At 72.4% G+C, this 22917-nt stretch carries 17 protein-coding genes and 1 pseudogene; 8 read left to right on the top strand and 10 right to left on the bottom strand.

Going from position 1 to position 22917, the window contains the following annotated elements; all coding sequences use genetic code 11:
- Positions 1-70 precede the first annotated feature (70 nt).
- Positions 71-679, bottom strand: a complete 609-nt coding sequence (locus ACZ43N_RS39230) for a TetR/AcrR family transcriptional regulator (protein WP_468104177.1) — start codon at positions 677-679, stop codon at positions 71-73.
- An 88-nt stretch (positions 680-767) separates the two neighbouring features.
- On the opposite strand from ACZ43N_RS39230, the gene ACZ43N_RS39225 reads away from it, so the two are divergent.
- From ACZ43N_RS39225 to ACZ43N_RS39190, 8 genes are all read left to right on the top strand, one after another.
- A complete protein-coding gene (locus ACZ43N_RS39225; RefSeq protein WP_468104176.1) occupies positions 768-1550 on the top strand; it encodes an SDR family NAD(P)-dependent oxidoreductase in 783 nt (260 codons plus the stop codon).
- Positions 1551-1680: 130 nt separating this feature from the next.
- Positions 1681-1989: a hypothetical protein gene (locus ACZ43N_RS39220; RefSeq protein WP_468104174.1), complete on the top strand. Its 309-nt coding sequence runs from the start codon at positions 1681-1683 to the stop codon at positions 1987-1989.
- Positions 1990-2040: 51 nt separating this feature from the next.
- Positions 2041-3552, top strand: a complete 1512-nt coding sequence (locus ACZ43N_RS39215) for a S8 family serine peptidase (protein WP_468104172.1) — start codon at positions 2041-2043, stop codon at positions 3550-3552.
- Positions 3553-3581: 29 nt separating this feature from the next.
- Positions 3582-5183: a hypothetical protein gene (locus ACZ43N_RS39210; RefSeq protein WP_468104171.1), complete on the top strand. Its 1602-nt coding sequence runs from the start codon at positions 3582-3584 to the stop codon at positions 5181-5183.
- Positions 5180-6328 (top strand): hypothetical protein, encoded by a 1149-nt coding sequence (locus tag ACZ43N_RS39205; protein WP_468104169.1) that lies wholly within the window; start codon positions 5180-5182, stop codon positions 6326-6328. The genes ACZ43N_RS39210 and ACZ43N_RS39205 overlap by 4 nt, the downstream gene beginning before the upstream one ends.
- A 47-nt stretch (positions 6329-6375) precedes the next feature.
- The gene (locus ACZ43N_RS39200; RefSeq protein WP_468104167.1) at positions 6376-8556 is read left to right on the top strand and encodes an endonuclease; all 2181 of its coding nucleotides are present in this window, start codon (positions 6376-6378) and stop codon (positions 8554-8556) included.
- Between the two features lie 88 nt (positions 8557-8644).
- Positions 8645-10099, top strand: a complete 1455-nt coding sequence (locus ACZ43N_RS39195; protein WP_468104166.1) for a glyceraldehyde-3-phosphate dehydrogenase — start codon at positions 8645-8647, stop codon at positions 10097-10099.
- 194 nt (positions 10100-10293) lie between these two features.
- Entirely contained in the window at positions 10294-11451 is a 1158-nt protein-coding gene (locus ACZ43N_RS39190) for an FUSC family protein (RefSeq protein ID WP_468104164.1), read from the top strand.
- A 16-nt stretch (positions 11452-11467) separates the two neighbouring features.
- Here ACZ43N_RS39190 and ACZ43N_RS39185 read toward each other — a convergent pair whose 3' ends face one another.
- The 9 genes and pseudogenes from ACZ43N_RS39185 to ACZ43N_RS39145 all read right to left on the bottom strand — a co-directional run bounded on the left by ACZ43N_RS39185 (position 11468) and on the right by ACZ43N_RS39145 (position 22671).
- A complete protein-coding gene (locus tag ACZ43N_RS39185) occupies positions 11468-12697 on the bottom strand; it encodes a PP2C family protein-serine/threonine phosphatase (RefSeq protein WP_468104162.1) in 1230 nt (409 codons plus the stop codon).
- Between the two features lie 156 nt (positions 12698-12853).
- Positions 12854-13675 carry an endo alpha-1,4 polygalactosaminidase gene (locus ACZ43N_RS39180; protein ID WP_468104160.1) on the bottom strand — a complete coding sequence of 274 codons (822 nt, stop codon included), beginning with the start codon at positions 13673-13675 and terminating at the stop codon, positions 12854-12856.
- Positions 13672-14337 carry a spherulation-specific family 4 protein gene (locus tag ACZ43N_RS39175; protein WP_468104158.1) on the bottom strand — a complete coding sequence of 222 codons (666 nt, stop codon included), beginning with the start codon at positions 14335-14337 and terminating at the stop codon, positions 13672-13674. Before ACZ43N_RS39175 ends, ACZ43N_RS39180 begins: the two co-directional genes overlap by 4 nt.
- Positions 14338-14876: 539 nt before the next feature.
- Positions 14877-15659 (bottom strand): annotated as a pseudogene (locus ACZ43N_RS39170) (NAD-dependent epimerase/dehydratase family protein); the annotation flags it as partial.
- 7 nt (positions 15660-15666) lie between these two features.
- A complete protein-coding gene (locus ACZ43N_RS39165; RefSeq protein ID WP_468104157.1) occupies positions 15667-16380 on the bottom strand; it encodes a nucleotidyltransferase family protein in 714 nt (237 codons plus the stop codon).
- Between the two features lie 71 nt (positions 16381-16451).
- Complete coding sequence (locus ACZ43N_RS39160; RefSeq protein WP_468104156.1) at positions 16452-17453, bottom strand: GDP-mannose 4,6-dehydratase; 1002 nt, start codon at positions 17451-17453, stop codon at positions 16452-16454.
- A 63-nt stretch (positions 17454-17516) separates the two neighbouring features.
- Positions 17517-18935 (bottom strand): hypothetical protein, encoded by a 1419-nt coding sequence (locus ACZ43N_RS39155; RefSeq protein WP_468104154.1) that lies wholly within the window; start codon positions 18933-18935, stop codon positions 17517-17519.
- Positions 18932-20440, bottom strand: coding sequence for a GT4 family glycosyltransferase PelF (gene pelF, locus ACZ43N_RS39150; protein WP_468104152.1), 1509 nt, complete (start codon positions 20438-20440; stop codon positions 18932-18934). The genes ACZ43N_RS39155 and pelF overlap by 4 nt, the downstream gene beginning before the upstream one ends.
- An 86-nt stretch (positions 20441-20526) precedes the next feature.
- Entirely contained in the window at positions 20527-22671 is a 2145-nt protein-coding gene (locus ACZ43N_RS39145) for a hypothetical protein (protein WP_468104150.1), read from the bottom strand.
- Between the last annotated feature and the right edge of the window lie 246 nt (positions 22672-22917).

The raw sequence follows: 22917 nt of genomic DNA, 5'->3' as shown, positions 1-22917 counted from the left end.
TCGGACCCGTCAAGGAGGCATCCGCACGGGACAGCGAGCCCCCTCGGGTGCCGGCCGTGGCGCGGACGGGTCAGCGCGCGGCGCCGTCCGGCAGCACCGCTTCGGCGAAAGTCCGGGCCGCGCGGGCGGGGCCGTCGGCGCCGAGGGCCTGCACGGAGGCGTAGGCGCCCTCCAGGATCAGGGTGAGCTGGTCGGCGAGCAGGGCGGGATCGGGGACGGGTGCGGTGCGGGCCAACTCCTCGGTGAGGTCGCCCATGCGGGCCCGTACCCACGACTTCAGCTCGACCGCCCGGCGGTGGCCGGCGGAAGCGGTGTCGGGCAGTTCGGACAGCGCCATCAGGAAGGGGCAGCCCCGGCAGCGTTCGGGCGCCGTCTGGACGCGGAGTGCGTCGAACAGGGCCAGGACGCGCTCCCTCGCTCCGCGGCCGTCGGCCCTGGTGGCCGCCGTGAACCACTCCCGGTAGCCGTCGGCCGCGCGCTCGACGTACGCGGCGATCAGATCGTCCTTGGAGGCGAACAGCCGGTAAAGCGTGGTGGGGGCCACCCCGGCCTCGGCGGCGATCCTGTCCACGCCGACGGCACGGATGCCGTTCCAGTAGAAGAGTTCGTGCGCCACGTCCAGCAGGTGTTCGCGTGTCTGCGCCGCGGTGCGTCTCGGGGCCGTCCTTGCTTTCGCCACGAAGGGCAGTCTACGGTGCCACCAGTTGATAGGGAACGATCCCTAACATCGAGTGACGCGCCGTGAACTCGGCAGAGAGGGTGGGGACATGACGAGGTCCAAGGGTCTCGCGGGCAGGACCGCGGTGGTGACCGGCGCCTCGCGCGGCATCGGCCGCTCGATCGCGGAGCGCCTGGCCGCCGAAGGCGCGCTGGTCGCGGTGCACTACGGCAGCGACGAGGCGGCGGCGCGCGCGACCGTGACGACGATCGAGGAGGCGGGCGGCCAGGCATTCGCCGTCCGCGCGCTGCTGGGCGCGGACGGGGACGTGGACACGCTCTTCGCGGGATTACGGGCGGGGTGGGGCGACCGGCCGCTGGACATCCTCGTGAACAACGCGGCCTTCATCGAATACGGCGCCACCATCGACAAGGCCACCCCGGAGACGTACGAGCGGCTCTTCGCGGTCAATGTGCGGGCGCCCCTGTTCATCACTCAGCGGGCGCTGCCGCTCATGCGCGACGGGGGCCGGATCGTCAATGTCTCCTCCGGCGTCACCTGGTTCGCCACGCCCGAGATCGTGTACGCCATGTCCAAGGGCGCGCTCAACGTCCTCACCCGGTCGCTCGCCCATTCCCAGGGCTCCAGGGGCATCACGGTCAACACGGTCTCGCCGGGCATCACCGACACGGACATGAACATGAACTGGCTGCGCGACAGTGCGGACGCGCAGCGGTCCGTCGCCGCGATGACGGCGCTCGGCCGCCACGGTGAGCCGGCCGACGTCGCCGACGCGGTGGTGTTCTTCGCCTCGGACGACGCGCGCTGGATCACCGGGCAGACCCTGGAGGTCAACGGCGGGCTGCTGCTGGGGCCGCCGGGCGACCGCTGAGGCCGCGCTCCCGGCCGCCGGGGCCGTGTCGCCCTCACCTCGGCTGGCGAAAAACCCCTTTTGCGCATATTCACCGCAGCTGTCAGCATCGAAAGGGGGACAGCCGACACAAGGAGAGACCGGAGACACCGTGGCAGCGGAGCAAGGCGACGGCTCCGGTGAGGAATTCGTCGAGGCCCTCGTGCAACTGCGCGCCGGCGCACCGGTGGGCGAGCTGGCCGACTGGGCCGCCGTCCACGGGCTCCAGGTGACCCCCATGGTCGCGGGCGCCCTTCTCACGGGCCCCGCCGACCGGTTCACCGAGGCCTTCGGCGAACCTCCGGGCGACCGCGCGGAACCCCGGTCCCTCCCGGTCCCGGCGGCGCTCGGGGACACGGCGCGGTCCGTCACCGTACTGCCGCTGCCCGCCCTCGGAGCCGACACTCCCTTCCCGGACTGAGCGACGACCGTCCCTGGTCGCCCCTCCCCCACGGCGACTGCTGGAGGACAGATGACGCTCCCCATGACGCCCCAGTACGGGCAGCCCGCACCGGACCACGTGTACGGCTATGCTTCCGCCCGGTCGCGGGGCGGGGTGCCGATGACCCGGGCCACGCGGTGGGACGCGGCCGAGCCCTTCCGGACGGACCCGGAGAGCCAGGAGCGCGCCGAGGCGTACCTCCTCGCGGCCGGACTGACCATCACGGCGGAGAGCCGGCTGGGCTTCGCCGTGAGCGGGCCTCCCGCCGCGTACGAGGAACTCACCGGCGGCCGGGTCGAGACGTACGAGGACCTGCACCAGGTCGAGATGGACCACATCCGGTACGTGACCCAGCTGGACATCGTGGGCGAGCGGCAGCCCGAGGCCCACGGGGTGGGCGATGTGCCGGGCACCGACGCGATCGAGGCCGTGGCGCTGGAGTCACCGCGGACACCGGCCCGTCTGGTGCCGTCGGCGCAGCCGCCCAACGTCGACCGGTTCCATCTCCGGCTGCCGGGCGACGTCGCCATGCTGCTCGGCGCCACCCGTGCCCACGCCCGGGGCCACGTGGGGGTGGGGGCCCAGGTCGCCATGGTGGACACCGGGCAGTTCCCGCACACCTACTTCGCGGCGCACGGCTACCGGATCGCCCCCACGGTCGCGGTCCTGCCGGGCACCAACCCCGCACAGGACCCCATCGGGCACGGCACCGGGGAGTCGGCGAACGTCTTCGCCGTGGCTCCCGGAGCGGAACTGCGGCCCTACCGTGCGAGCGACAACTCCGGCAATCTGACAGGCGCGTTCACGGCGTTCATCCGCGCGAAGGCCGACTGCGTGGCCGCGAGGGCCGACGGCGCTCCCCAGGTGCTCACCAACTCCTGGGGCGGGTCGCGGACCTTCCCTCCCGTGGGGCCGCCCACGGAGGCCGACAACGTGTTCGCGCTGGAGATCCGGGACGCGATCGAGCAGGACGTCACCGTCGTCTTCTCCGCGATGAACGGGCAGTTCGCCATGGAACCGCAGGTACCGGGTGTGCTCTCCGTCGGCGGGGTGTTCGTGGGGCCGGAACTGGAACTGCGGGCTTCGGACTACGCGAGCGGGTATGCCAGCCCGTGGTTCGAGGGCGTCGTCGTGCCCGTCGTGTCCGGTCTGGTCGGCATGCGGCCCCGGGCCCAGTACCTGATGCTGCCGGTGCCGCCCGGCTCTGCGCTCGATGTGTCGGAGAGCCGCGCCCAGGCCGACGGGCGGAGGCCCGATCGAGGTGACGAGACGGGGCCGAACGACGGGTGGGCGCTGTTCTCCGGTACGTCGGCGGCGGCGCCGCAGGTCGCGGGCGCGGCGGCGGTACTGCTCGGAGCCCGCCCGGAGCTGACCCCGGCCCAGGTCATCGAGGCGCTCGCCGGGACAGCGGTCGACGTCACCATCGGCGCGAACCATCCGAGATTCAACCGTCCGGCGCGGATCGGACCCGACGAGGCCACCGGAGCGGGTCTGGTGAACGTCGACGCGGCCCTGTCCTTCGTCCTCGACCGGCATGTCTGACGGACCCGAGACGGAAGCGCGGAGGAAGCATGTCGCTGTGGGAGCGCACACCGGAGCGCCGTCGGGCGACCGCCTGGCCGGTGGCACGGACGGCGGCCGCAGGGGCGGCGGACGAGGGCGGCGGCCTGCGGCCGGCGACGCTGTACCGCGGGGTGAGCGGTGTGGACCGGGGTCCGGTGCCCATGTCGGCCGAGCAGTTCGACGGACTCCGGGACCCGATGGCCGCGGTCTTCTTCCGGCAGGGCCGCTGGCCCATGACCCTGGAGGACATCCTCGACGGGCTCACCGAGGCGGGGGAACTCCCGGCGCAGTGTGTGTACCTGATCGGTGAGGCCGGTCAGATCCCGCCGCACGAGGCGCCGGGGCTGCGCCGCGACTTCCGTTTCGCGGTCACCCGCGCGGCCCCGGGCAGGGACGTCGATCTGCTGGTCAGCAGTGATCCCGGCTCGGTCTTCCTCCAGGTCGCCGCCTGGGACCCGCGGGCCCGGGTGTTCAACTACTACATGCGGATCTCGCCCGCCTGGGTGTGGACCGGTGACTCCTGGTCGGCGCTGGCACCGGAGTCCCGGGGCAAAGGCTGCTTCGACAGTCACGTCAACGGCAGCGTCGTCATGAAGGAGCTGAGGCAGCCCTGGAGCAACTGGCAGTCCATGTCCGCGACGATCCAGCTCGCCGCCGACGACCCGTTGCGCGACAACCCCCTGTACCGCCAGGTCATCGGCGCCGAGCGCCTGGAACTCACGGTGAAGGGCCTTGTCTCGCGGTGGACCGCCGCGCGCCTGTCGACGGTCGTCGCCGACGGCGTGGTGGCGCATCCCGACCGTCTGCTGCGGCAGTTGTTCACCACCACCACGGTCAATCTGGCCAGTACGTCCACGCAGAGCGCGACCGTCGCCGCCTCCGGCCATGACCTGGTCCTGCCGCTGGGCTTCTGGCTGAACGCCGACGCCCTGCTGAACGACCTCGGCCTGCCGGTGGGCGTGCGGAGCGCGCCGTCCGCGCCGGCGTCCCTGTACGCGGACAGCGTCGCCGCGTTCGGCTTCCGGATGGAGGAGCGGGTCAGCGGGTTCACGCGGCCCGGCGACACGTTTTTCGCCTTCATGGTCCCCGAGGCCGCGTACGAGGACAACGACATGGTGCGGCAGTCGGTGGAGCGGGGCCTCGTGCCTGCCAGGTTCGCGGCCTGCGCGCTGATGGTCGACTTCACCGAGCCGGTGTTCAGCCCGGTCCGGGCTCACCTGATGCGCTACGTGCCGACCGCGCCGGTGTCCGTGGCGTCGTGGTGCGACGACATCGCCTCGGCCGTCGTCACCGCCGCCCGCACCCTGCCCGCCGACAGTCCCGAGGCCGAGTTCGCGCGCAACTGGGCGGTTCCCGAGGCGGAGTGGCGCGAGGTGTTCGCCCGGCGGGTGGACGCGTATCTCGAGAAGGTCTCGGCGCGGGTCCGTACGGCGTCGGGCTTCGACGACTGTGTGTGGCTCGCGGAGTCACGCCGCCGCACGTTCAAGCAGATGCGGCTCAACGAGTTCGCGCTCACCCTGCCGACGACCGACATCCCCGCCGACGCCCCTCGGCTGCGTATGCACGAGGACGGCACCGTCTGTGTCTCGATCAGCGGAGGTTCTCCATGACCACGATCACCACGTACGGGCCCCCGGGCAGGCTCACCGACCTCGACGACGCGGGCAGGCAGGCGTGGCACGTCTTCATCAGCGACAGCGTCGACCAGGCGATCACCGGCCCGGACCCCGCCGAGGTGCTCAACAACAGCCCCCGGCCGCAGTTCTACAACCTCACCAGGACGGACACCGCCGAGGACGCGGTCCGGGCGGCCGTCACCTGGACGGCGTTCCCGAACCGGCTGAGGTCCGCGATCTCCGACCGGCAGCGCTGGCAGCGCGCCGACGCCAGCCGCGATGTGCAGGACGAGTACTGCGAGTGGAGCGTGACCCGCGACGCCTCGGGGAGGATCACCCGCGTCACATTCACCTGCGAGGGCCCCGAGTACTGGGACGTGCTCGCGCGGACCGACCCGGACAAGGTGCTCGACCTCTACCGCGCGCACATCGGCCCGGCCGTGCGGCACAGCGATCTCTTCGGCCCGGACGGCCGGTACGTGCGGCGCAACAAGTGGAACGACTCCACGACCCAGGGCGCGATGCACCTCATCCAGCAGTCCAACACCCTCGGGGCCGAGATCGAGTTGGCGGCCGCGGCGACGATCCGGCGGGTCATCGGCGGCCGGGAGCTCACCGGCGCGCAGGAACTCATCGCCTGCGCCAAGTACGGCGTACCGGACCGCAACAGCGATCCGCACATCGGTGAGGTGGTCAACTCGGTGGCCCGGCAGAATGCGGACATCGCGCTCAGTGACCCCGTCGGCATCTACTTCGACGATCTGGCCACCGACGGCTGGAGCACCCCCGACGGCTCCGACCCGAGGAGCTTCTGGCGCTTGGAGCGCGGCGACACGGACGTCCCCGTGCGTGCCGTCTACGAGGTGCCCGGCGACCGGGGCTTCACCGTGGGCGACATCACCATCGGCGGACGGCCCATCGAATTCGGCGCCCAGATCACCGACTTCGTCACCGTGAAGCTCACGGCCACCGCCTGCCGCTTCGGCCTCAGCCCGGCCCGGCCGCAGACCGCCTGCGTGGAGCTCGCGGCGGGCGACGACGTGACACCGGGCGCCTTCTCCCCCGGCGCCTTCTCCGCGCAGGGCTACCTCGGCGTCCACCCCGACCAGGCATCGCGCAGCACACGGCTCGTCGCGTAGCACGCCCCACCCCCATCCATCCCACCGCCAGACCCGGGAGGCGGATCATGACGACGGCGGAACTCTTCTCCCCCACCGAATCCGACTACCTGTCCCAGCTGACGAGAGCCGCGGCACGCTACGCGGACCGGACGGCGCAGCGGGAGAGGAACCGTGAAGTGCTGCGGACCCGGGGCGTGTTGCACGCCGACGAACCGGAACGGGTGGAGAAGCGGCTGGCGCGGCTCGGCGCGGACTGGTCGCTGGCGACTGCGATCGAGCGGGAGCCGTCGGACCCCGTGGCGGCGGCCGGGAGCACCCTGCGGCTGCCGCCGGAGAGCTTCGGCAGCGATGTGCTGGGACTGGAGCGTCTGATCGGGCGCAACAACCTCACCCCGGTGGCGTTCCTGGAGGAGGGGGCGCTCGTCTCCCGCTCGGTCGGCCGGGTCACCATCAGCGGACCCGGCGGCGGCCACGGCACCGGCTTCATGGTGTCGCCGTCCCTGCTGCTCACCAACAACCATGTGCTGCGCAGCCAGGAGGAGGCCCGGCGCAGCGTGGTCGCGTTCTCGCTCCAGGCCGGGATCGACGGCCGGCCGCTGACACCGGCGGTGTTCCAGCTGGAGCCGCACAGGTTCTTCGTCACCGACCGGGAGCTGGACTTCAGCCTGGTCGCGGTGGCCGAGCGCGGGGCACGCGGCGAGGCCCTCTCCTCGTTCGGCCGGCTGACGCTCAGCGAGGCGCAGGGGACGGTCGTCGTCGGGGAGTTCGTCAACATCATCCAGCACCCGCGGGGCGAGCCGAAGCAGTTGGCGCTGCGGGAGAACCAGATCGTGGACATCCTCGACCGGTTCACGCACTACGAGTGCGACACCCGTGAGGGGTCGTCGGGTTCACCGGTCCTCAACGACCAGTGGGAGGTCGTCGCACTGCACCACTCGGCCGTCCCGAAGACCGATGCCGAGGGCCGTCCGCTGAGCGTCGACGGCGTGCCGTGGACACCGGACATGGGCGACGACCGGCTGGCGTGGAAGGCCAACGAGGGGGTGCGGATCAGCCGCGTGCTGCGCGCCCTGCGCGAGATCACCCTGACCGGGGACGCCGCCCGGCTGCGTGACGAGGTGTTCGTCGCCGGGACCAGCGCGGCCGGGCCCGCCCCGGCACCGGTCGAGAGCACCCCTCCCACGGCGTCAGGGAACGGTGCGGTGTCCCGGCCCGCACCCGACGGGTCGCGGGCGTTCGTGTCCGACGGCACCGCTCACCTCACGATCCCGCTGCGGATCAGCGTCGGTCTCGATCCGTCGGCGTTCCCGGTCGCGGGTGTCGCCACCACCCCGCCGCCTGCCGCGCCCGCGGCCCGGGCCGGGCGGCCCGACGCGGCCTCCGCGGTGGAGCGTGACGTGAACGCGGCCCTCGTGAACCACCGGATCGCCCGTGAACGGCCGTACTACGACAGGTCCGCCGACACGGCCGCACGCGAGGCCTACTACGACGGCGTCGCCACCCACGACGGGGACGCGCTGCGGCGCGCACTCACCGAGTTGCTGACCCGGACCCACAACCCCCGGCCCCGGTACAAGCCGATCCGGCTCGTCTACCCGTGGGTTGATCTGCACCGCGACGGCCGGCTGCGCAGCATCTACTCCGGGAAGGACTTCTCCGCCGAGGAGTTCATCCGGGCGGACGCGGCCGTCGAGGAGGCCCGGATGGCCCGGATCCAGGAGTTGTTCCTGCACGAGGGCACGGCGGGGCCGGCCGAGTTCGAGGCGGAGTTCGACGCGCTGGAGGCGTCGATGCCGTTCAACTGCGAACACGTGGTGCCGCAGTCGTGGTTCCTGAAGAAGGAGCCGATGCGCGGCGACCTCCATCATCTGTTCGCCTGCGAGGTGGGCTGCAACAGCTTCCGCGGCAACTTCCCGTACGCCGACTTCCCCGACTTCGACGAGGCGGTCCGGGACGCCTGCGGGATGCGCGAGGACATCGGGTTCGAGCCGGAGGAAGGCAAGGGCACGGTCGCCCGGGCCACGCTGTACTTCCTGCTGCGCTACCCGAGGCAGGTCGGCGACACCGCGCGCGAGTTCCCCGAGGACCGGCTGCCCACGCTGCTGTCATGGCACACGAACGAGCCGGTGACCGAGTACGAGCTGCATCGCAACGCCGCCGTCGCGGAGCTCCAGGGCAACCGGAATCCGCTGATAGACCACCCGGAGTGGGCCGAGAAGATCGACTTTTCGGGTGTCTGGCCCTGATGTGTCGGGGCTTGTGACCACCCCGGTGGCGTGAGCGGTTCGGCGTCGGTTTAGCATATGAGCGCCGCCTAGCTCGAAAGATAAATCTGTGACTGTCAACGAGGACTCGTTCACCCTTTGGAAGCACCGCGAGGAGATCGCGGAGTCGATGATCCCGATCATCGGGAAGCTGCATCGCGAGCGGGACGTCACGGTCCTGCTGCACAGCCGCTCCTTGGTGAACAAGTCGGTGGTCAGCATCCTGAAGACGCACCGATTCGCCCGGCAGATCGCCGGCGTGGAGCTCTCGGTCACCGACACGCTGCCGTTCCTCCAGGCCCTCACCACCCTCGACCTCGGGCCTTCCCAGATCGACATCGGCCTGCTCGCCGAGGCCCACCAGGCCGACGACCGAGGCCTGTCGATCGCGGAGTTCACCGCCGAGGCCGTCGCCGGTGCCACCGGCGCCAACAAGATCGAGGGCGGTGAGGGGCGCGATGTCGTCCTCTACGGCTTCGGCCGCATCGGCCGCCTCGTCGCCCGCCTGCTGATCGAGAAGGCCGGGTCCGGCAACGGTCTGCGGCTGCGCGCCATCGTCGTGCGCGGCGGCGGCGGCCGGGCCCCCGAGGATCTCGTCAAGCGTGCCTCACTGCTGCGCCGTGACTCCATCCACGGCCAGTTCCAGGGCACGATCACGGTCGACGAGGCGAACAGCACGATCGTCGCCAACGGCAACACCATCAAGGTGATCTACGCGAACGATCCGTCCGAGGTGGACTACACCGAGTACGGCATCAAGAACGCCATCCTCATCGACAACACGGGCAAGTGGCGCGACCGCGAGGGCCTGTCGCAGCACCTGCGCCCCGGCATCGACAAGGTCGTCCTGACCGCGCCGGGCAAGGGCGACGTCCCGAACATCGTGCACGGCGTCAACCACGACACGGTCAAGCCGGACGAGCAGATCCTGTCCTGCGCGTCCTGCACCACCAACGCGATCGTGCCGCCGCTGAAGGCCATGGACGACGAGTTCGGTGTGCTGCGCGGTCACGTGGAGACCGTCCACTCGTTCACCAACGACCAGAACCTGCTGGACAACTACCACAAGGCCGACCGCCGGGGCCGCTCCGCGCCGCTCAACATGGTCATCACCGAGACGGGCGCCGCCTCGGCCGTCGCCAAGGCGCTGCCCGACCTGAAGGCGCCGATCACCGGCAGCTCGATCCGCGTCCCCGTCCCGGACGTCTCGATCGCGATCCTCAGCCTGCGTCTCGGCCGGGAGACCGACCGTGAGGAGGTCCTGGACTACCTCCGGGGCGTCTCGCTGACGTCGCCGCTCAAGCGCCAGATCGACTTCACCAACGCGCCGGACTCGGTCTCCAGCGACTTCATCGGCTCCCGCCATGCCTCGATCGTCGATGCGGGCGCCACCAAGGTCGACGGCGACAACGCGATCCTGTACCTCTGGTACGACAACGAGTTCGGCTACTCCTGCCAGGTCATCCGGGTCGTCCAGCACGTCTCCGGGGTGGAGTACCCGACGTACCCGTCACCGGCGGTCTGACCGGCCGGCGCAGGGCTCCCGCACGCACGGTGCCGGGCGGACGATCCGTCCGCCCGGCACCGTGATGTCGTTGCGGGCCGCGTCGGGCGGGACGTGCCCCAGGACGCCGGGCCTCCTGACCTCGGGGTCCGCGCCCGGCCGATCGCGGGGAACGAGTGTGCATCCGTCGTCCTCTGCGTGGCACTTGCAGTGCCATGGATGGGACGAGGCGAGGAACAGAAGCGGTCCGGCGGCACCTGGAAGCCGTTGCGCGGGCGGTACGGCGCGCCTGGTCGGGGCCGGGCCGCGAGCGGGACCTGACGGCGCAGGCGGGGAAGGCCGCGCTGGCCGCGTGCGTGGCGTGGGCCGTGGCGGGCTGGTGGCTGAAGGCGCCGATGGCGTTCGTCGCGCCCTGGGTCGCGATCGTGCTGGTGGAGTCGACGGTGTACCGGTCGATCGCCCACGGTCTGCAACAGCTGGCCGCCTTCGCGGTCGGCACGGTGGCGGCGACGGCCGGTGCCCTGCTGCTGGACGGCACCATGGCGGCGATGGTGCTGGTCCTGCCGGTGGTGCTGCTGCTGGCGCAGTGGCAGCGGCTGGGTGCCCAGGGCATCTACGCCGCGACCGGTGCCCTGTTCGTCCTGACCGGCGGTCAGGTCACCCTCGCCTCCGCCGGGGCGCGGATCGCGGAGGCGGTCTTCGGCGCGCTGGTCGGTATCGCGGTCAACGCCCTGATCCGTCCCCCGGTGTATCTGCGGGACACGCGCGCCGCTCTCTCCGAGGCCGCCCGGGAGGCGCAGGCCATCCTGGAAGCGGTGGCCGACGGGCTGGCCGACGACGGTTGGGATCCCCACACGGCCGGGGAGTGGCACGAACGCGCCCTGCGCCTGTCCCGTCTCGTCGACCAGGCCCGATCGGCGATCGGCTGGAGCCGGGAGAGCATGCGCGGCAACCCGCGGGGCCGCCGCACCGGCGCCCTCGCGCCGCCCGGCCAGGCCTACGACGACGCCCTCACGGTGCTCGACCATGTCGCCGTGCACACCGCGGGCGTGACGCGCACGGTGCTGGAGACAGCCGGCCACGGCACCCGGCCGGCCCGGCCCGCGCCGTCGGTCACCGGCCCGTACGCCGAGTTCCTCCGGCACACCGCCCGCGCCGTCGGTCTGTACAGCCGGGCCCGCTTCGCCGCGACCGGCGGTGACCGGGACGCCGACCTGGCGCTGCGGGAGGCCGTGGCGGAGCTGTGCCGCACCCTCGACGACCTGCACCGCCGGCTGCCCGACGCCGTGCGCGACGACCCGGATGCCCTCAGCACCCACGGCACGCTGCTGGCGCAGGCCCGCCGCCTGGCCGATCAACTCGTGCAGGGGTGAGCCGGACGGCGAACGGTCACAGGCTGATGATCACGAGGGCGGTGTCGTCGGTGGCGCCGCTCACCGGGAGCAGATCCAGCAGGAGGGAGTCGGCGAGGGCCTCGGCGTCGGCCCGGCGATGGCGGGTGAGAGCGTCGGAGAGGCGGGCGAGACCGGTGTCGATGTCCTCGTCCCGCCGCTCGACCAGCCCGTCCGTGTACAGGACGAGGGTGTCGCCCTCGGTGAAGTCCACGGTGGCCTGCGGGCGCGCGACATGTTCCGGGCGGGCTCCGAGCGGCGGGTCGGTCGCTTGGTCGAGGAAGGTGACGGTGCCGTCGGCGCACAGCAGCGCGGGCGGCGGATGGCCCGCGCTGCTGTAGTTGACGGTGTGTTCCGTCCAGTCGATGCAGGTCTGGACGACCGTGGTGTTCTCGGCGCCGTCGACGGAGTCGGCGTACAGACCGAGAGCGTCCAGCGCCTCGGCCGGGCCGTCCGCGACGACGGACGCGGCGCTGAGCGCGCTGCGCAGCTGACCCATGACGCAGGCGGCGGCGAGACCGTGCCCGACGACGTCGCCCACGGCGACACCGATCCGGTCCTCGCCCGGCATGTCCACGAGGTCGTACCAGTCTCCGCACACGTTCAGCGCGCCGGTGGCCGGCCGGTAGCGCACGGCGGCGCGGTGGTGCCGGACCGGGCTGGGCGCGGGCAGCATCGCCCTCTGCAGGGCGAGGGCGACCTCGCGTTCCCGGGCGTGCGCCCGGCGGAGGCGTTCGTTGACCTCCTGCAGCTCACGGGCGCGGGTGTACAGTTCGGCCTCCAGGACCTGGGCCCGGTCGCCCGGCGGTCGGGAGCGGGCCCGGATCAGCTCGGTGACCTCCTCCACCTTGTGGATCAGCAGCACCACGGTGCCGTCGGGGCCGAGGAGGGGTGCGTTCACCGGGCTCCAGTAGCGCTCCTCCCACTCGCCGGGCTGCTCCGCCGACTCCACGTCGTAGCGTTGCAGCGCCATCGCGTCCCGTTCGCCGCTCTCCACCACCCGGGTCAGGGAGGCCGCAAGGTTCCGCATCCCGGTGGCGCTCGGGTCGGTGGGGTTGTCGGGGAACACATCGAAGAGGTACCGGCCGACCACCTGCTCCCGGGTGCGGCCGGACTGCCGCAGGAACTCCTCGTTCGCGTCCGCGTAGATCAGGTCGGGCGTCAGCAGTGCCATCATGCCGGGCAGCGCCTGGAACACCGCCGCGTAGTCGGTCTCCGTCTCGGCCATGGTGCGCCGCCTCAGCGTTCGTCACTGTCCTGCGACCTCCACCATAGGATCCCGCGGCCCGGACGGCTCGCCTCTTGCCGAAAGAAAAACAGCAGGTCACGCCCTGTGCCCGGAGGGGAGCGCGGAGCCACGGGCGGCGCGGACGCCCGCGGGCGCTCAGCACGGCCTGCGCCATTCGTCCAGCTCCGGTCGTTTCACCATCGACGACAGCCGCAGCCGCCGGGACTCCGCACAGAAGCTGCTCCTCGGTTCGGTGTACTCGACGTGGAACACGGCCTTGCCCGCGGCGATGAACGGGCTGAGGTCGGCGCACTCGTCGTACTGGGCGCACTCCTCGTTGACCGCGAAGTCGAAGTGGGCCAGGAGCTGGGGGATCTGCGGGAGGTCGTTCTTCAGGCCCACCGACAGGCCGCGGTCGTGGGCGATGTCGGCGATCATACGGTTGTAGGCGAGCTGGTCACGGGCGGTGAGCGGGAAGCCGGTGTCGTTGCCGTAGCCCTCGACCAGGTCGGGTTCGACCGCGTCGAACCCCTTCTCCCGGCACATGTCGAAGCGCCGTTCCATGAGCGGCCGCAGGACGTCCAACCGCCGGATGTCCAGCCAGCGTTCGCCGGCCCAGCCGTTGGGCTCGCCGAGCACCGAGCGGGGGAAGTCGTCCTTGTCGGGCCGGAAGTCCTCCCAGGCGCCGACGTTGACGTAGCAGATGACCTTGCGGCCGTCGCGGTGCAGACGGGCCACGTCCGCCGCGGAGTTCTCGAAGCCGTCGATGTCGTAGACGGGCACATCCGCCGAGGGATCGACCCTCCCGTCCAGCTGCCACTGCCAGGCCAGACCGGGCCGGGGCCGCCACCGTTCCCCGGCCGGGCCGGAGGTCGCGTCGCCATGCCCGTCGGCCGGCCGGGTATCGGTGCAGCCCGCGAGCGCCGACGCCATCAGTGCGGTCAGCAGGGTGGCGCATGCCAGTGCCGCCCGCCTCATCGCTCGGTGGTCCCGGTCAGCGCGGGCGTCAGCCGGGCCCACGGATTGGGCGGTTCGCCCGTGACGGGACCGCAGACGCCCGCGCCCCGCTCGTGCGCGGTGCGCACGGCGAGCGGCACCAGCGCTTCGGGCACCCCGTAGACGAGGTGGCACAGCCGCTCGGGCGGATGGCGGGCGGTCCACGCCGGGCGGCTGAACGACGACACGTACGTCGACCAATGGCCCTCGAAGGTGACGGTCAGGTCGGCGAGGCGGGCGTAGCCGGGCGCCGGGTGGACGCCGGGGTTGAGGACGACCGTCTCCGCGCCGAGCCGGCGGAGCGCGCGGACCAGCCGGCGGCAGCCGGGCAGGTTGTCCGGTGTGGCCGTCACCTGGTCGAGGAAGCAGCCGTCGGCCGCGTACCACTCCCGGTGACGGCGCACGTCGTCGGCGATCTCGGCGCGGTCGCGCACCCCGTAGTCGGTGTCGACGTAGCCGAGGAGCCGGGCCCCGGCGGCGCGCAGCGCGGCGGCGGCCGCGCCGAACGCGGGGTCGGGGTGGTCGCCCGGCCCGTTCGCCGGGTTGAGGACGACCGCGTAGGTGCGGGTCGCGGCCTTGATCAGCCGGTGCCAGGCCCCCGGGTCCTCGGCCGGGTGGACGTAGAGGGGCACGAGCAGGCTCACCGGACGCCTTCCCACAGTGCGGTCAGGGCGTCGTCGAGGGTGTGCACCGGCCGCCAGCCGAGCGCCTCCTCGGCAGCGGTGATGTCGGAGCACTGCCACGACACGTCGGCGGACCGGACGGACCCGGCCACGGCGGCGGGGCGGACCGACCCCGCCGGGCCGGCCTGACCGGCGCGGTCGGCATGACTGGCGCGGTCGGCATGACCGGCGCGGTCGGCATGACCGGCGCGGTCGGCATGACCTGCATGACCGGCCGAGCCGGGTGAGACGGGTGAGACGGGCGAGCCCGTCGGACCGGCGAGGCCCGCCGAGCGGAACGTGTCCGGAGTGTCCGGAGTGCCCGCAGGGTCGGCCGGGCCGGCCGGGCCGGCCGAACCCACCGGACCCGCCTGATCCCCCGAGCCGGGCGAGCCCGCCCGAACGATGTGAGCCGCCGAGCCGCGCGTCCCGGCCCCGGCCTCGGCCCCGAGTGCCGCGTCCTCCGTCCCCGGCGCCCCGTCCATGTCCGCCGGGCCCAGGGCCCCGGCCGGTCCGGCCACCCACGCCGTACTCGCCGGACCGCCCCATCCCGCCGTGTTCTCCTCGACCCGGCCTCGGTATCCGGCCTTGACGGCCAAGATGCGGACCAGGTCGCGCACCAGGACGGCCCGGCCGCCGCCGATGTTGAGGATCGGCGGCAGGGGGCCGGGGGCCGTGGCCGCGAGGACGGTGGCCCGGGCGACGTCGCGGACGTCGACGAAGTCGCGGTACGCGGAGAGGTCGCCCAGCCGCAGCACCCCCTCAGGGCCGGCCGTGCGGAGCAGACGGGTGATACGTCCGGGCAGCCCGCTCGCCGGCGCCCCCGGCCCCACGGGGTTGCCCACGCGCAGGACGACGGCGTCCAGGCCGGAGCCGGTGACCGCCACCGTGCCGGCCAGCTTGGTGGCTCCGTACGGGGCGGCCGGGCAGGTCGGCGCCGACTCGGTCACCCGGATGCCGGGCACGCCGGGCCCGTACTCGGCGGCCGAGCCCAGGTGCACCAGGCGGGCGCCGGGCGCCGCCTCGCGCAGGGCGGCGCACAGGACCGCCGGGCCACGGGCGTTGACCTCCGCGAGGATCACGGCGTCGCCGCCGGTGGCGCCCGCGCAGTTGACCACGGTGTCCGGTGCGACGGACGCCAGGGCCTTCGCCAGTTGTTCGGGGCGGACGGTGGCGAGGTCAACGGGGAACTCGGCGGCCGGCGAGCGCCCGCCGCCGAGGACCCGTGCGCCGGGCAGGGTGCGCAGCCGAGCGGCGACATGGCCGCCCAGATAGCCGGTGGAACCCAGGACGAGAATGCGCATGCGGTGCTCAGGCTCCCTTGAGCAGAAGCGATTTACGGGTGGTGAACTCGGCGTTGGCCCGGTCGTAGTCGTCGGGGCGGCCGATGTCCAGCCAGTACCCGTCGAACTCGTAGGCGTGCGGCTGGTTCTGGGCCCTGATCAGGTCGAGGACCAGTTCGTCGAAGCCGAGCGGCAGTCCGGGCGTGTAGCCCTCCAGCGTCGAACGGGACACCCCGTAGACGCCCATGGAGACCCGGTAGTCCATGCTGGGCTTCTCGGTGAACGCCACCACCTTGCGGGCGTCGGTGGTGAGCACCCCGAAGTCGATGTGCACCTTGCGGGCGTAGGTGGCGATGGTGAGCGGCGCGCCGGACTCGCGGTGCCGGCGCAGGACGTCGGCGTAGTCGAGGTCGGTGAGGACGTCCCCGTTCATCACGAGGAACTCCTCGGGGAGCCGGTCGCGCAGGTTGAGCAGCGGGCCCATGGTGCCGAGGGGGCTCTCCTCGGTGGCGTAGTCGACGGTCAGGTCCCACTGGGAGCCGTCGCCGACGTAGGCGCGGATGATCTCGCCCAGGTGGCCGATGGCGAGGGTGCAGTGGGTGAATCCGGCGGCCGAGAGCTGGCGCAGCACGATCTCCAGGATCGCGTGCTGGTCGCCGATGGGGACGAGCGGCTTCGGCAGCGCCGTCGTGTAGGGCCGCAGCCGGACGCCCTTGCCTCCCGCCAGGATCACTGCGTGCATGGTGCTCCTCCTTCATGGACTTCGTGGACCGCGCCGCCTCGTCGGCCGCGCGGGGGCGTGCCGGACGGGAGTCAGATGTTGTAGATGCCGGTCTTGTAGCGGGCGAGGTTGGCCGGGTCGCGGAAGAACTCCACGGTCTGGGCGAGGCCTTCCTCCAGGGAGTGGGCGGGCTGCCAGCCGGTGGCGGCGGTGAGTCTGCTCGCGTCGGCGACGAGCCGCATGACCTCGGAGTTGGCGGGCCGGATCCGGGCCGCGTCCTCGCGGACGTCGAGGCCGGTGTCCATCACCTTGCCGATGAGGGCGACGAGGTCGCCGACGGAGATCTCCCCGCCGGTGCCGGCGTTGAAGGTGCGGCCCACGACCCGCTCCGCGGGCGCGGTACCGACGGCGAGGAAGGCCCGCGCGGTGTCCTTGACGAAGGTGAAGTCGCGGGTGGGGCGAAGGTCCCCGAGGGTGATGGTGCGCTCCCCCGCGGCGACCTGCCCGATGACGGTGGGGATCACCGCGCGCATCGACTGGCGCGGGCCGAAGGTGTTGAACGGACGCAGGGTCACCACGGGGGTGTCGAAGCTCGCGTGGTAGCTGTCGGCCAGCCGGTCCCCGCCGGCCTTGGAGGCGGCGTACGGGGACTGGGTGTGGATGGGGTGGTCCTCGGTGATCGGCACGGTCTGCGCGGTGCCGTACGTCTCGCTGGTGGAGGTGTGCACCAGGCGGGGGGTGCCGAGGGCGCGGACGGCCTCCAGGACGTTGAGGGTGCCGGTGACGTTGGTGTCCACGTAACTGTGCGGGGCCTGGTACGAGTACGGGATCGCGATGAGCGCGGCCAGGTGGTAGGCGGTGTCGGCGCCGTCGAGAAGGCCACGGACGGAGCCGGGGTCGCGGACGTCGCCGAGGACGATCTCCACCCGGTCGAGGACGTCGGGGTGGAGGGTCTCCAGCCAGCCGTAGGAGGAGAAGGAGTTGTACTGGGCCATGGCGCGCACCCGGTATCCGGAGGCGACGAGCGCCTCGGTGAGGTGGGAGCCGATGAAGCCCTCGGCTCCGGTGACGGCGGCGAGCGGTGCGGAGGTCAACGGTGTGTCCTTCCGGTAGGTCGGATGTGGGGGCTGTGGCGGGGTCTCGGGTGAGCGCGGGGCTCAGGCGTGCGGCGCGGGCCGGCCGAGCACGCGCAGCGCGCACGCCGACAGACACAGCGCGGCGACGGCGCAGCTCAGCGGGAGCGCCGGGTCGCCGGGTGGCAGGCGCAGCAGGGTGACCGTTCCGGCGGCGCCCGCCGCGGCGAGGCAGATCAGGGCGGGTGGCCAGGCCGTGCCGAACGCCTGGAGCAGCAGCGCGGTCCACAGCGCGGCGGCGAGGAGCAGCAGGGGCGCGGGGTCGGCGCCGGTGAGCAGGGCCGCGGGGAGCATCGGCAGGAGGTAGGCGAGCAGGCAGAGGCCGAGGACGCCGGCCGAGCGGAGCAGGAACCCTGCGGGGGTCGCGACGGCCCGGAGAGCGGCGACGGACAGGCCCCGGTAGCGGTACAGCAGCCACTCCGCCGGTCCCATGCTGACGGTGAGGACGATCACCGCGTACGGCTCCTCGCGTCCTTCCAGCAGGACGAGCACACCGGCGGCCAGACCGAACAGGCCGTAGGGCAGGGACGACAGGAGGCGGGGCCGGGTGGCGCCCGGTACGGCGTCGGCGGCGAGCCCGGTCCACAGCACCCGGCCGGTGACGGCGAGCGTCGCGGTCAGGGCGAGCGCCGGCAGTCCGGCCCGGAGCAGGGGGCCGGGCTCCCACCACGGCAAGACGGCGGCGCCGGCGAGCAGCGGGCTGAGCGCGGCGAGCAGCAGCCGCTCCCGGGCCAGCACCAGCAGCACGCCGGCCGCCGCGAGGTAGGCGGACTGCGCGGCGGCGACCAGGGTCGCCGGTCCGCCTCCGGCGGGCAGCGCGGCGGCCACCGTGGCGACGACCGCGCCCAGCGGCGCGCCGATCAGGAGCGTTCGGCCCGCTTCGTGCCGTCCGGTCGCCATGCGCAGATGGGCGCGGTGGCCGAGGGCCTGGCCCCAGGCCCAGGAGACGAGTCCGGCGACGATCAGGGCGGGGGCATGTCCGCCGGGGTTCCACAGGGGCGCGGTGAGCAGATAGGCGAGCCCCGGCAGGGCGAACAGCACTCCGCGCAGCAGGCAGCGCACGGTGTCGGGTCGCCACACGTCGGGCTGCGACGGGGGCTCGGGGAACGTCCTCGGTACCCGTTCGTAGAGGGCGGCGGCCAGCGAGAAGAGGTTGGGGTGGCCGTACCGTTCCTTGATGACGCCGGCGGACAGGCCCTCCGCCTCCAGGAACGCGGCCACCTCGTACGGGTGGACGGCGGGGCCTATGCGGTCGGCGAGTTCGGCGGCGAGTTCGCTGACCGCCGCCTCGTCGGGCCCCTGGCGGGGCAGCCGGATGGTGAGGGTGGTGTCGTCGGCGAGGGCCCAGCTGGGGCGGCGGCGCGGGCGGCGCCGGTCGTCGAGGCGGATGGCGAGCGTCTCGTGTTCGACGCCGCCGGGTTCGAGTGACATCGGCCCGCTCATCCGGCCACCGTGCTGATCGCGGTCAGCTCCCCCGGTGGGAGCGGTACGCCCGCCGGAGCGTGGACCAGGGCGGGGAGTTCGAGGTAGATGGACCGGAAGGTGTCGATGGTCTGGCGGAGCGTGAACTGTTCGATGACCCGCAGCCGGGCCGCCTCACCCATGGTCGCGCGGCGCGCGGGGTCGCCGAGCAGTTCCAGCGCCGCCGCGGCCATCGCCGCCGGGTCGCGGGGCGGTACCACGAGCCCGGTGTCGCCGACGGCCTCGCGGACACCGCCCACATCGGTGGAGACGGTGGCCCGGCCGCACGACATGGCCTCGATCAGGGTGAAGGGGAAGCCCTCGCTGATGCTGGAGAGCATCACGACGTTACCGGCCGCGTAGGCGTCCCTGATGTCGTCGACGCGGCCCTCGAAGGTGACGGCGTCGGCGTGTCCGAGCTGGGCGGCGAGAGCCTCGCAGCGTTCCCGGTAGGCCTCCCCGCCCTTGGGGGTTCCGCCGAACAACCGCAGCCGGGCCTCGGGGAGCCTGGCCCGGACGAGGGCGAAGGCCCGGATGAGGGTCTCCAGGTCCTTGATCGGGTCGACGCGGCCCGCCCAGCTGAGGGTGAGGGCCTGCGGCTCGGGCCCGGCGGGCGGGAACGCGGCGGGGTCGACGCCGTTGTAGACGGTGCGTATGGATTCCGGATCGGCGCCGCCCTGTTCCTCCCAGAGCCGGTTGTAGCGGTTGCCGGGGGTGATCAGGGCGGCCCTGCGGTAGCTCTCCTCGGCGAGGAGCCGGAAGAAGCCGAGGACGACCGCCTTCACCGGCCAGCGGTAGGGGGCGGTGCGGTAGCCGAGATACCGTTCACGCAGGTAGACGCCGTGTTCGGTAAGCAGCAGGGGGACGCCGTACCGGTCCAGGGCGGCGAGGCCGGGCAGGACGGCGACGCCGCCGCTGACCGCGTGGGCGACCCCCGTCTCGGGCGGGGGCGCGGCCAGCGGGCGCAGGGCGTGCTCCAGCAGGGAGGTCGCGGTGAGCGCGTCGTGCAGGGTGGGCCGGGACTCGCGCACGGGGAGGCCGGGCCGGTTCCAGACCGACGTCAGCAGGGTGATCGCCCGGTCCGAGCGCAGGAACGGGCTGAGCGCGCCGTCGGCGGCGGCCCGGGCCATGGTGTAGAGGGCGGGGGCGAAGCCGGGCTCGGCGCGGGGGTCGAGCAGGGCGGTGAGGAACTGTTCGTAGGCGGTGGTGAGCCGGTTGCGGGCGCGGCCCCGGGGCGGGTCGCCCTGCGGTGGGTCGCCCCACATCGGGACGGACAGCACGCGGTAGACCTGCGCGGGGAGGTTCCAGACGAGGGGTTCGCGCCCGGTGCCGGTGACGGCGATGACGTCGAAGTCGAGGTCGGGCATGCCCTGGACGAGCTGGTCGCACCAGACGCTGACGCCGCCGTGACTATGGGGATAGGTGCCTTCGGTAAGCAAGGTGACGCGCGTTGCGCCAGGGTTTCGCGTTCCGTGCGGAACGGGCATCGTTGTGCTCCACGGCCGAGGTGTGGGGTGGTTCGTACCGCTCCCGGCCGCCGGGTGGGCGGCCGGGACCTTCGGGCGGTCGCGCCTCAGTCGTCCTTGGCGGACGGGTCCGCGCCGTAGGGGACTCTCTCGCGCACACCCGCGGGGACCCGGGTGTCCGGTGCCGGTTTCGTGGCCTTGCCGGGTTTGGCCGGGGAGACGGTCGGCGCGTCGGCGGAGGACGGCAGGGTGAGGGTGAGGGGCGCGCCCGTGGCGGTGGTCCAGCCGGAGGCGGCGCCCGCGTACGCCTCGCCGAAGGCCGTTCCGCCGCGGGTGGTTCCGGTGGGGAGGGTGGCGGTGACGGCGGTGCCGTCGGGTGCGTCGACGGTGACGGTGGCGCCGATGCGGTAGGCGGTGACCTCGCCCGACTGGAGGGCGGCCTGCCAGGCGGCCCTGCGCTGGAGTTCGGCGCCGATGTCCTTCATCCGCAGGTTCACCACGGGGGTGTTGTCGGCGAAGAGGGCCGCGTAGCCGTCGAGGACGCCGGTGAGCACGGGGTAGGCGATGCGGTCCTCGGCGAGGTTGGACTGGTGGATGAAGTGGGGCCTCGGGTCGTTGGCGAGGACGTGGCCGAGGGCGATCCGCTTCTCCAGGGGCACGATGACCTGTTCGTAACCCGTCGCCGTGTCCAGAGGTGCCGTGAGGCAGGTGGTGGTGGCCGGGTTGTCCTCGCAGATGCCGCTGCCGCCCTGGGCGCGGCTGGTGTAGATCCAGTTGTACTCGTCGACCTGTTCGGCGGCGCGGCCCGCGTTGTAGAAGACGTTCATCGGATGGCGGGGCACGGTGGTGGCGGGGCCGACCTTGCGTTGAACGGGTTCGCGGGAGTTGTCGGAGCCGAGCCAGGCGATGTCGTTGTCGTCGACGGCGAGGGCCAGGTTGGGATTGTCCTGGGGCTGCTGCGGCAGGACCTTCATGCCGGAGTGTTCGCCGGTCACCAACTCGCCGTTCTCCAGCGGGAGTCCGTGGATCTGGCCCCAGACCCGGTTGGTGGCGATCTCGTCGGAGATCTCGTTGCGGCTGACCCAGCGGGTGGAGCCGTCGGCGTCGGTGGCGCATCTCCAGGGCACCACGGTGGTGTCCTGGACACAGCCGAGGAAGGGGTGCGAGTAGGTGTGGTTGATCCAACGGAACTTGTTCCGTTGTGTGATCAGCCGGTCGGCGAGGGCGTCGGCGCCGTTGTGGTCCTCACGGTGGTCGACGCTGCCGGCGCCGTTGTACGCGAAGTCGAGGGTGAAGTTCTTCTGGTTCTGCCAGGTGACGGCATGGTCGACGTCGCCCGGCGTCATGCGGATGGGGTCGGGCTGGGCGTTGGGGTCCGTGCAGTCGACATCGCCGGGGGTGCAGTTGAGCTGGGTGTTCCAGCGGTCGTCGGCGGCGAACACGTCGTCGACGTGCACGGCGAAGTAGTTCCGGGACGCGCCGAGGTGCACGCCGCCGGTCATCCACTCCACGATGCCGCGGGCCAGCAGCCGGAACTGCTGCTGGTACTGGTTGTAGACGAAGGTGACGACGAGTTCGCGCCGTCCGTCGTGCCGGTACTCGCCCACCAGGGTGCCCCGCGTGGACTGTCCTGGGATCGCCGCGTCCACGTACGGGGTGAAGTCGGCGCCCGTCACGGGCCTCGACAGGTACGCGTAGCTCTCGCCGATGGCGGGGTCGTTGTCCTCGAAGGGGACCGCCCCGTCGAGGTAGCCGAACGGGCCCGCCTTGCCGGCGGCGGTGACCTGGGCCTCGGCGCCGTCGACGCTGCCGGAGTAGCCGCCGTGCACCGGGTACTGGAGTCCGGCTTCCGGGCGGGCGTAGGTGTAGGCGTCGACCTGGGGTATCTCGTACGTCTGCTCGTAGGCGACGAGTGCGGCCATCTCGGCGGAGCCGGCCGGGAACGGGTTGTCGTTGGGCAGGACGACGGCCTGGAACCTGGCGCGTGGCCGTCCGTCGACGGTGTCCGCGAGGAAGCCGGCGTCGATGACGGGCCGGTCCGACCGGGTCAGGTCGACCTCGGTGTACGGCGTGCCGGCCGCGGTGAGTTCGGCGGCGATGGCGTCGGTGGACGGGCCGCCGTCGCTCACCACCAGGACCCGTAGATCGATACGGGGTGCGATGTCGTCGGCCTGTGCCGGACCGGCGGGCAGGCCGAGTGCGGCGATGAGCGCGCCCACCGCGAGCACGGTGGTGCGTAAGGTCCGCTTCATGCGGTGAAGTCCCCTCCCCGGGCAGGGGTGAGCACGCCTCTCCTGAGCGGACGCACCCCCTTGCGTGACGCCGGCGTCCCCCTCAGAAGCCAGTCGTCGACGCATCCGTCGCGTCACATAGTGGTGTCTGTGTGGAGCTTTTGTGGTCATGCGGCGAAACATGACGGAAAAGCGAAGGTGTCCAACCGGAACCGGTGGAACCGAATGAGCTGTTTTCCCGTCGCAACCGAAGCGGCGGAGGGCGTC

The organism is Streptomyces sp. NPDC030814, from assembly GCF_055572155.1.
The sequence above is the reverse complement of the archived record's forward strand: the minus strand, read 5'-3'. Positions and strand labels throughout refer to the sequence as shown.

Coding starts and splice junctions, on each gene's coding strand:
- ACZ43N_RS39225 (WP_468104176.1), top strand. CDS start 768: ATGACGAGGTCCAAGGGTCTCGCGGGCAGGACCGCGGTGGTGACCGGC.
- ACZ43N_RS39215 (WP_468104172.1), top strand. CDS start 2,041: ATGACGCTCCCCATGACGCCCCAGTACGGGCAGCCCGCACCGGACCAC.
- ACZ43N_RS39210 (WP_468104171.1), top strand. CDS start 3,582: ATGTCGCTGTGGGAGCGCACACCGGAGCGCCGTCGGGCGACCGCCTGG.
- ACZ43N_RS39205 (WP_468104169.1), top strand. CDS start 5,180: ATGACCACGATCACCACGTACGGGCCCCCGGGCAGGCTCACCGACCTC.
- ACZ43N_RS39200 (WP_468104167.1), top strand. CDS start 6,376: ATGACGACGGCGGAACTCTTCTCCCCCACCGAATCCGACTACCTGTCC.
- ACZ43N_RS39190 (WP_468104164.1), top strand. CDS start 10,294: ATGGATGGGACGAGGCGAGGAACAGAAGCGGTCCGGCGGCACCTGGAA.
- ACZ43N_RS39185 (WP_468104162.1), bottom strand. CDS start 12,697: ATGGCCGAGACGGAGACCGACTACGCGGCGGTGTTCCAGGCGCTGCCC.
- ACZ43N_RS39180 (WP_468104160.1), bottom strand. CDS start 13,675: ATGAGGCGGGCGGCACTGGCATGCGCCACCCTGCTGACCGCACTGATG.
- ACZ43N_RS39165 (WP_468104157.1), bottom strand. CDS start 16,380: ATGCACGCAGTGATCCTGGCGGGAGGCAAGGGCGTCCGGCTGCGGCCC.
- ACZ43N_RS39155 (WP_468104154.1), bottom strand. CDS start 18,935: ATGAGCGGGCCGATGTCACTCGAACCCGGCGGCGTCGAACACGAGACG.
- pelF (WP_468104152.1), bottom strand. CDS start 20,440: ATGCCCGTTCCGCACGGAACGCGAAACCCTGGCGCAACGCGCGTCACC.
- ACZ43N_RS39145 (WP_468104150.1), bottom strand. CDS start 22,671: ATGAAGCGGACCTTACGCACCACCGTGCTCGCGGTGGGCGCGCTCATC.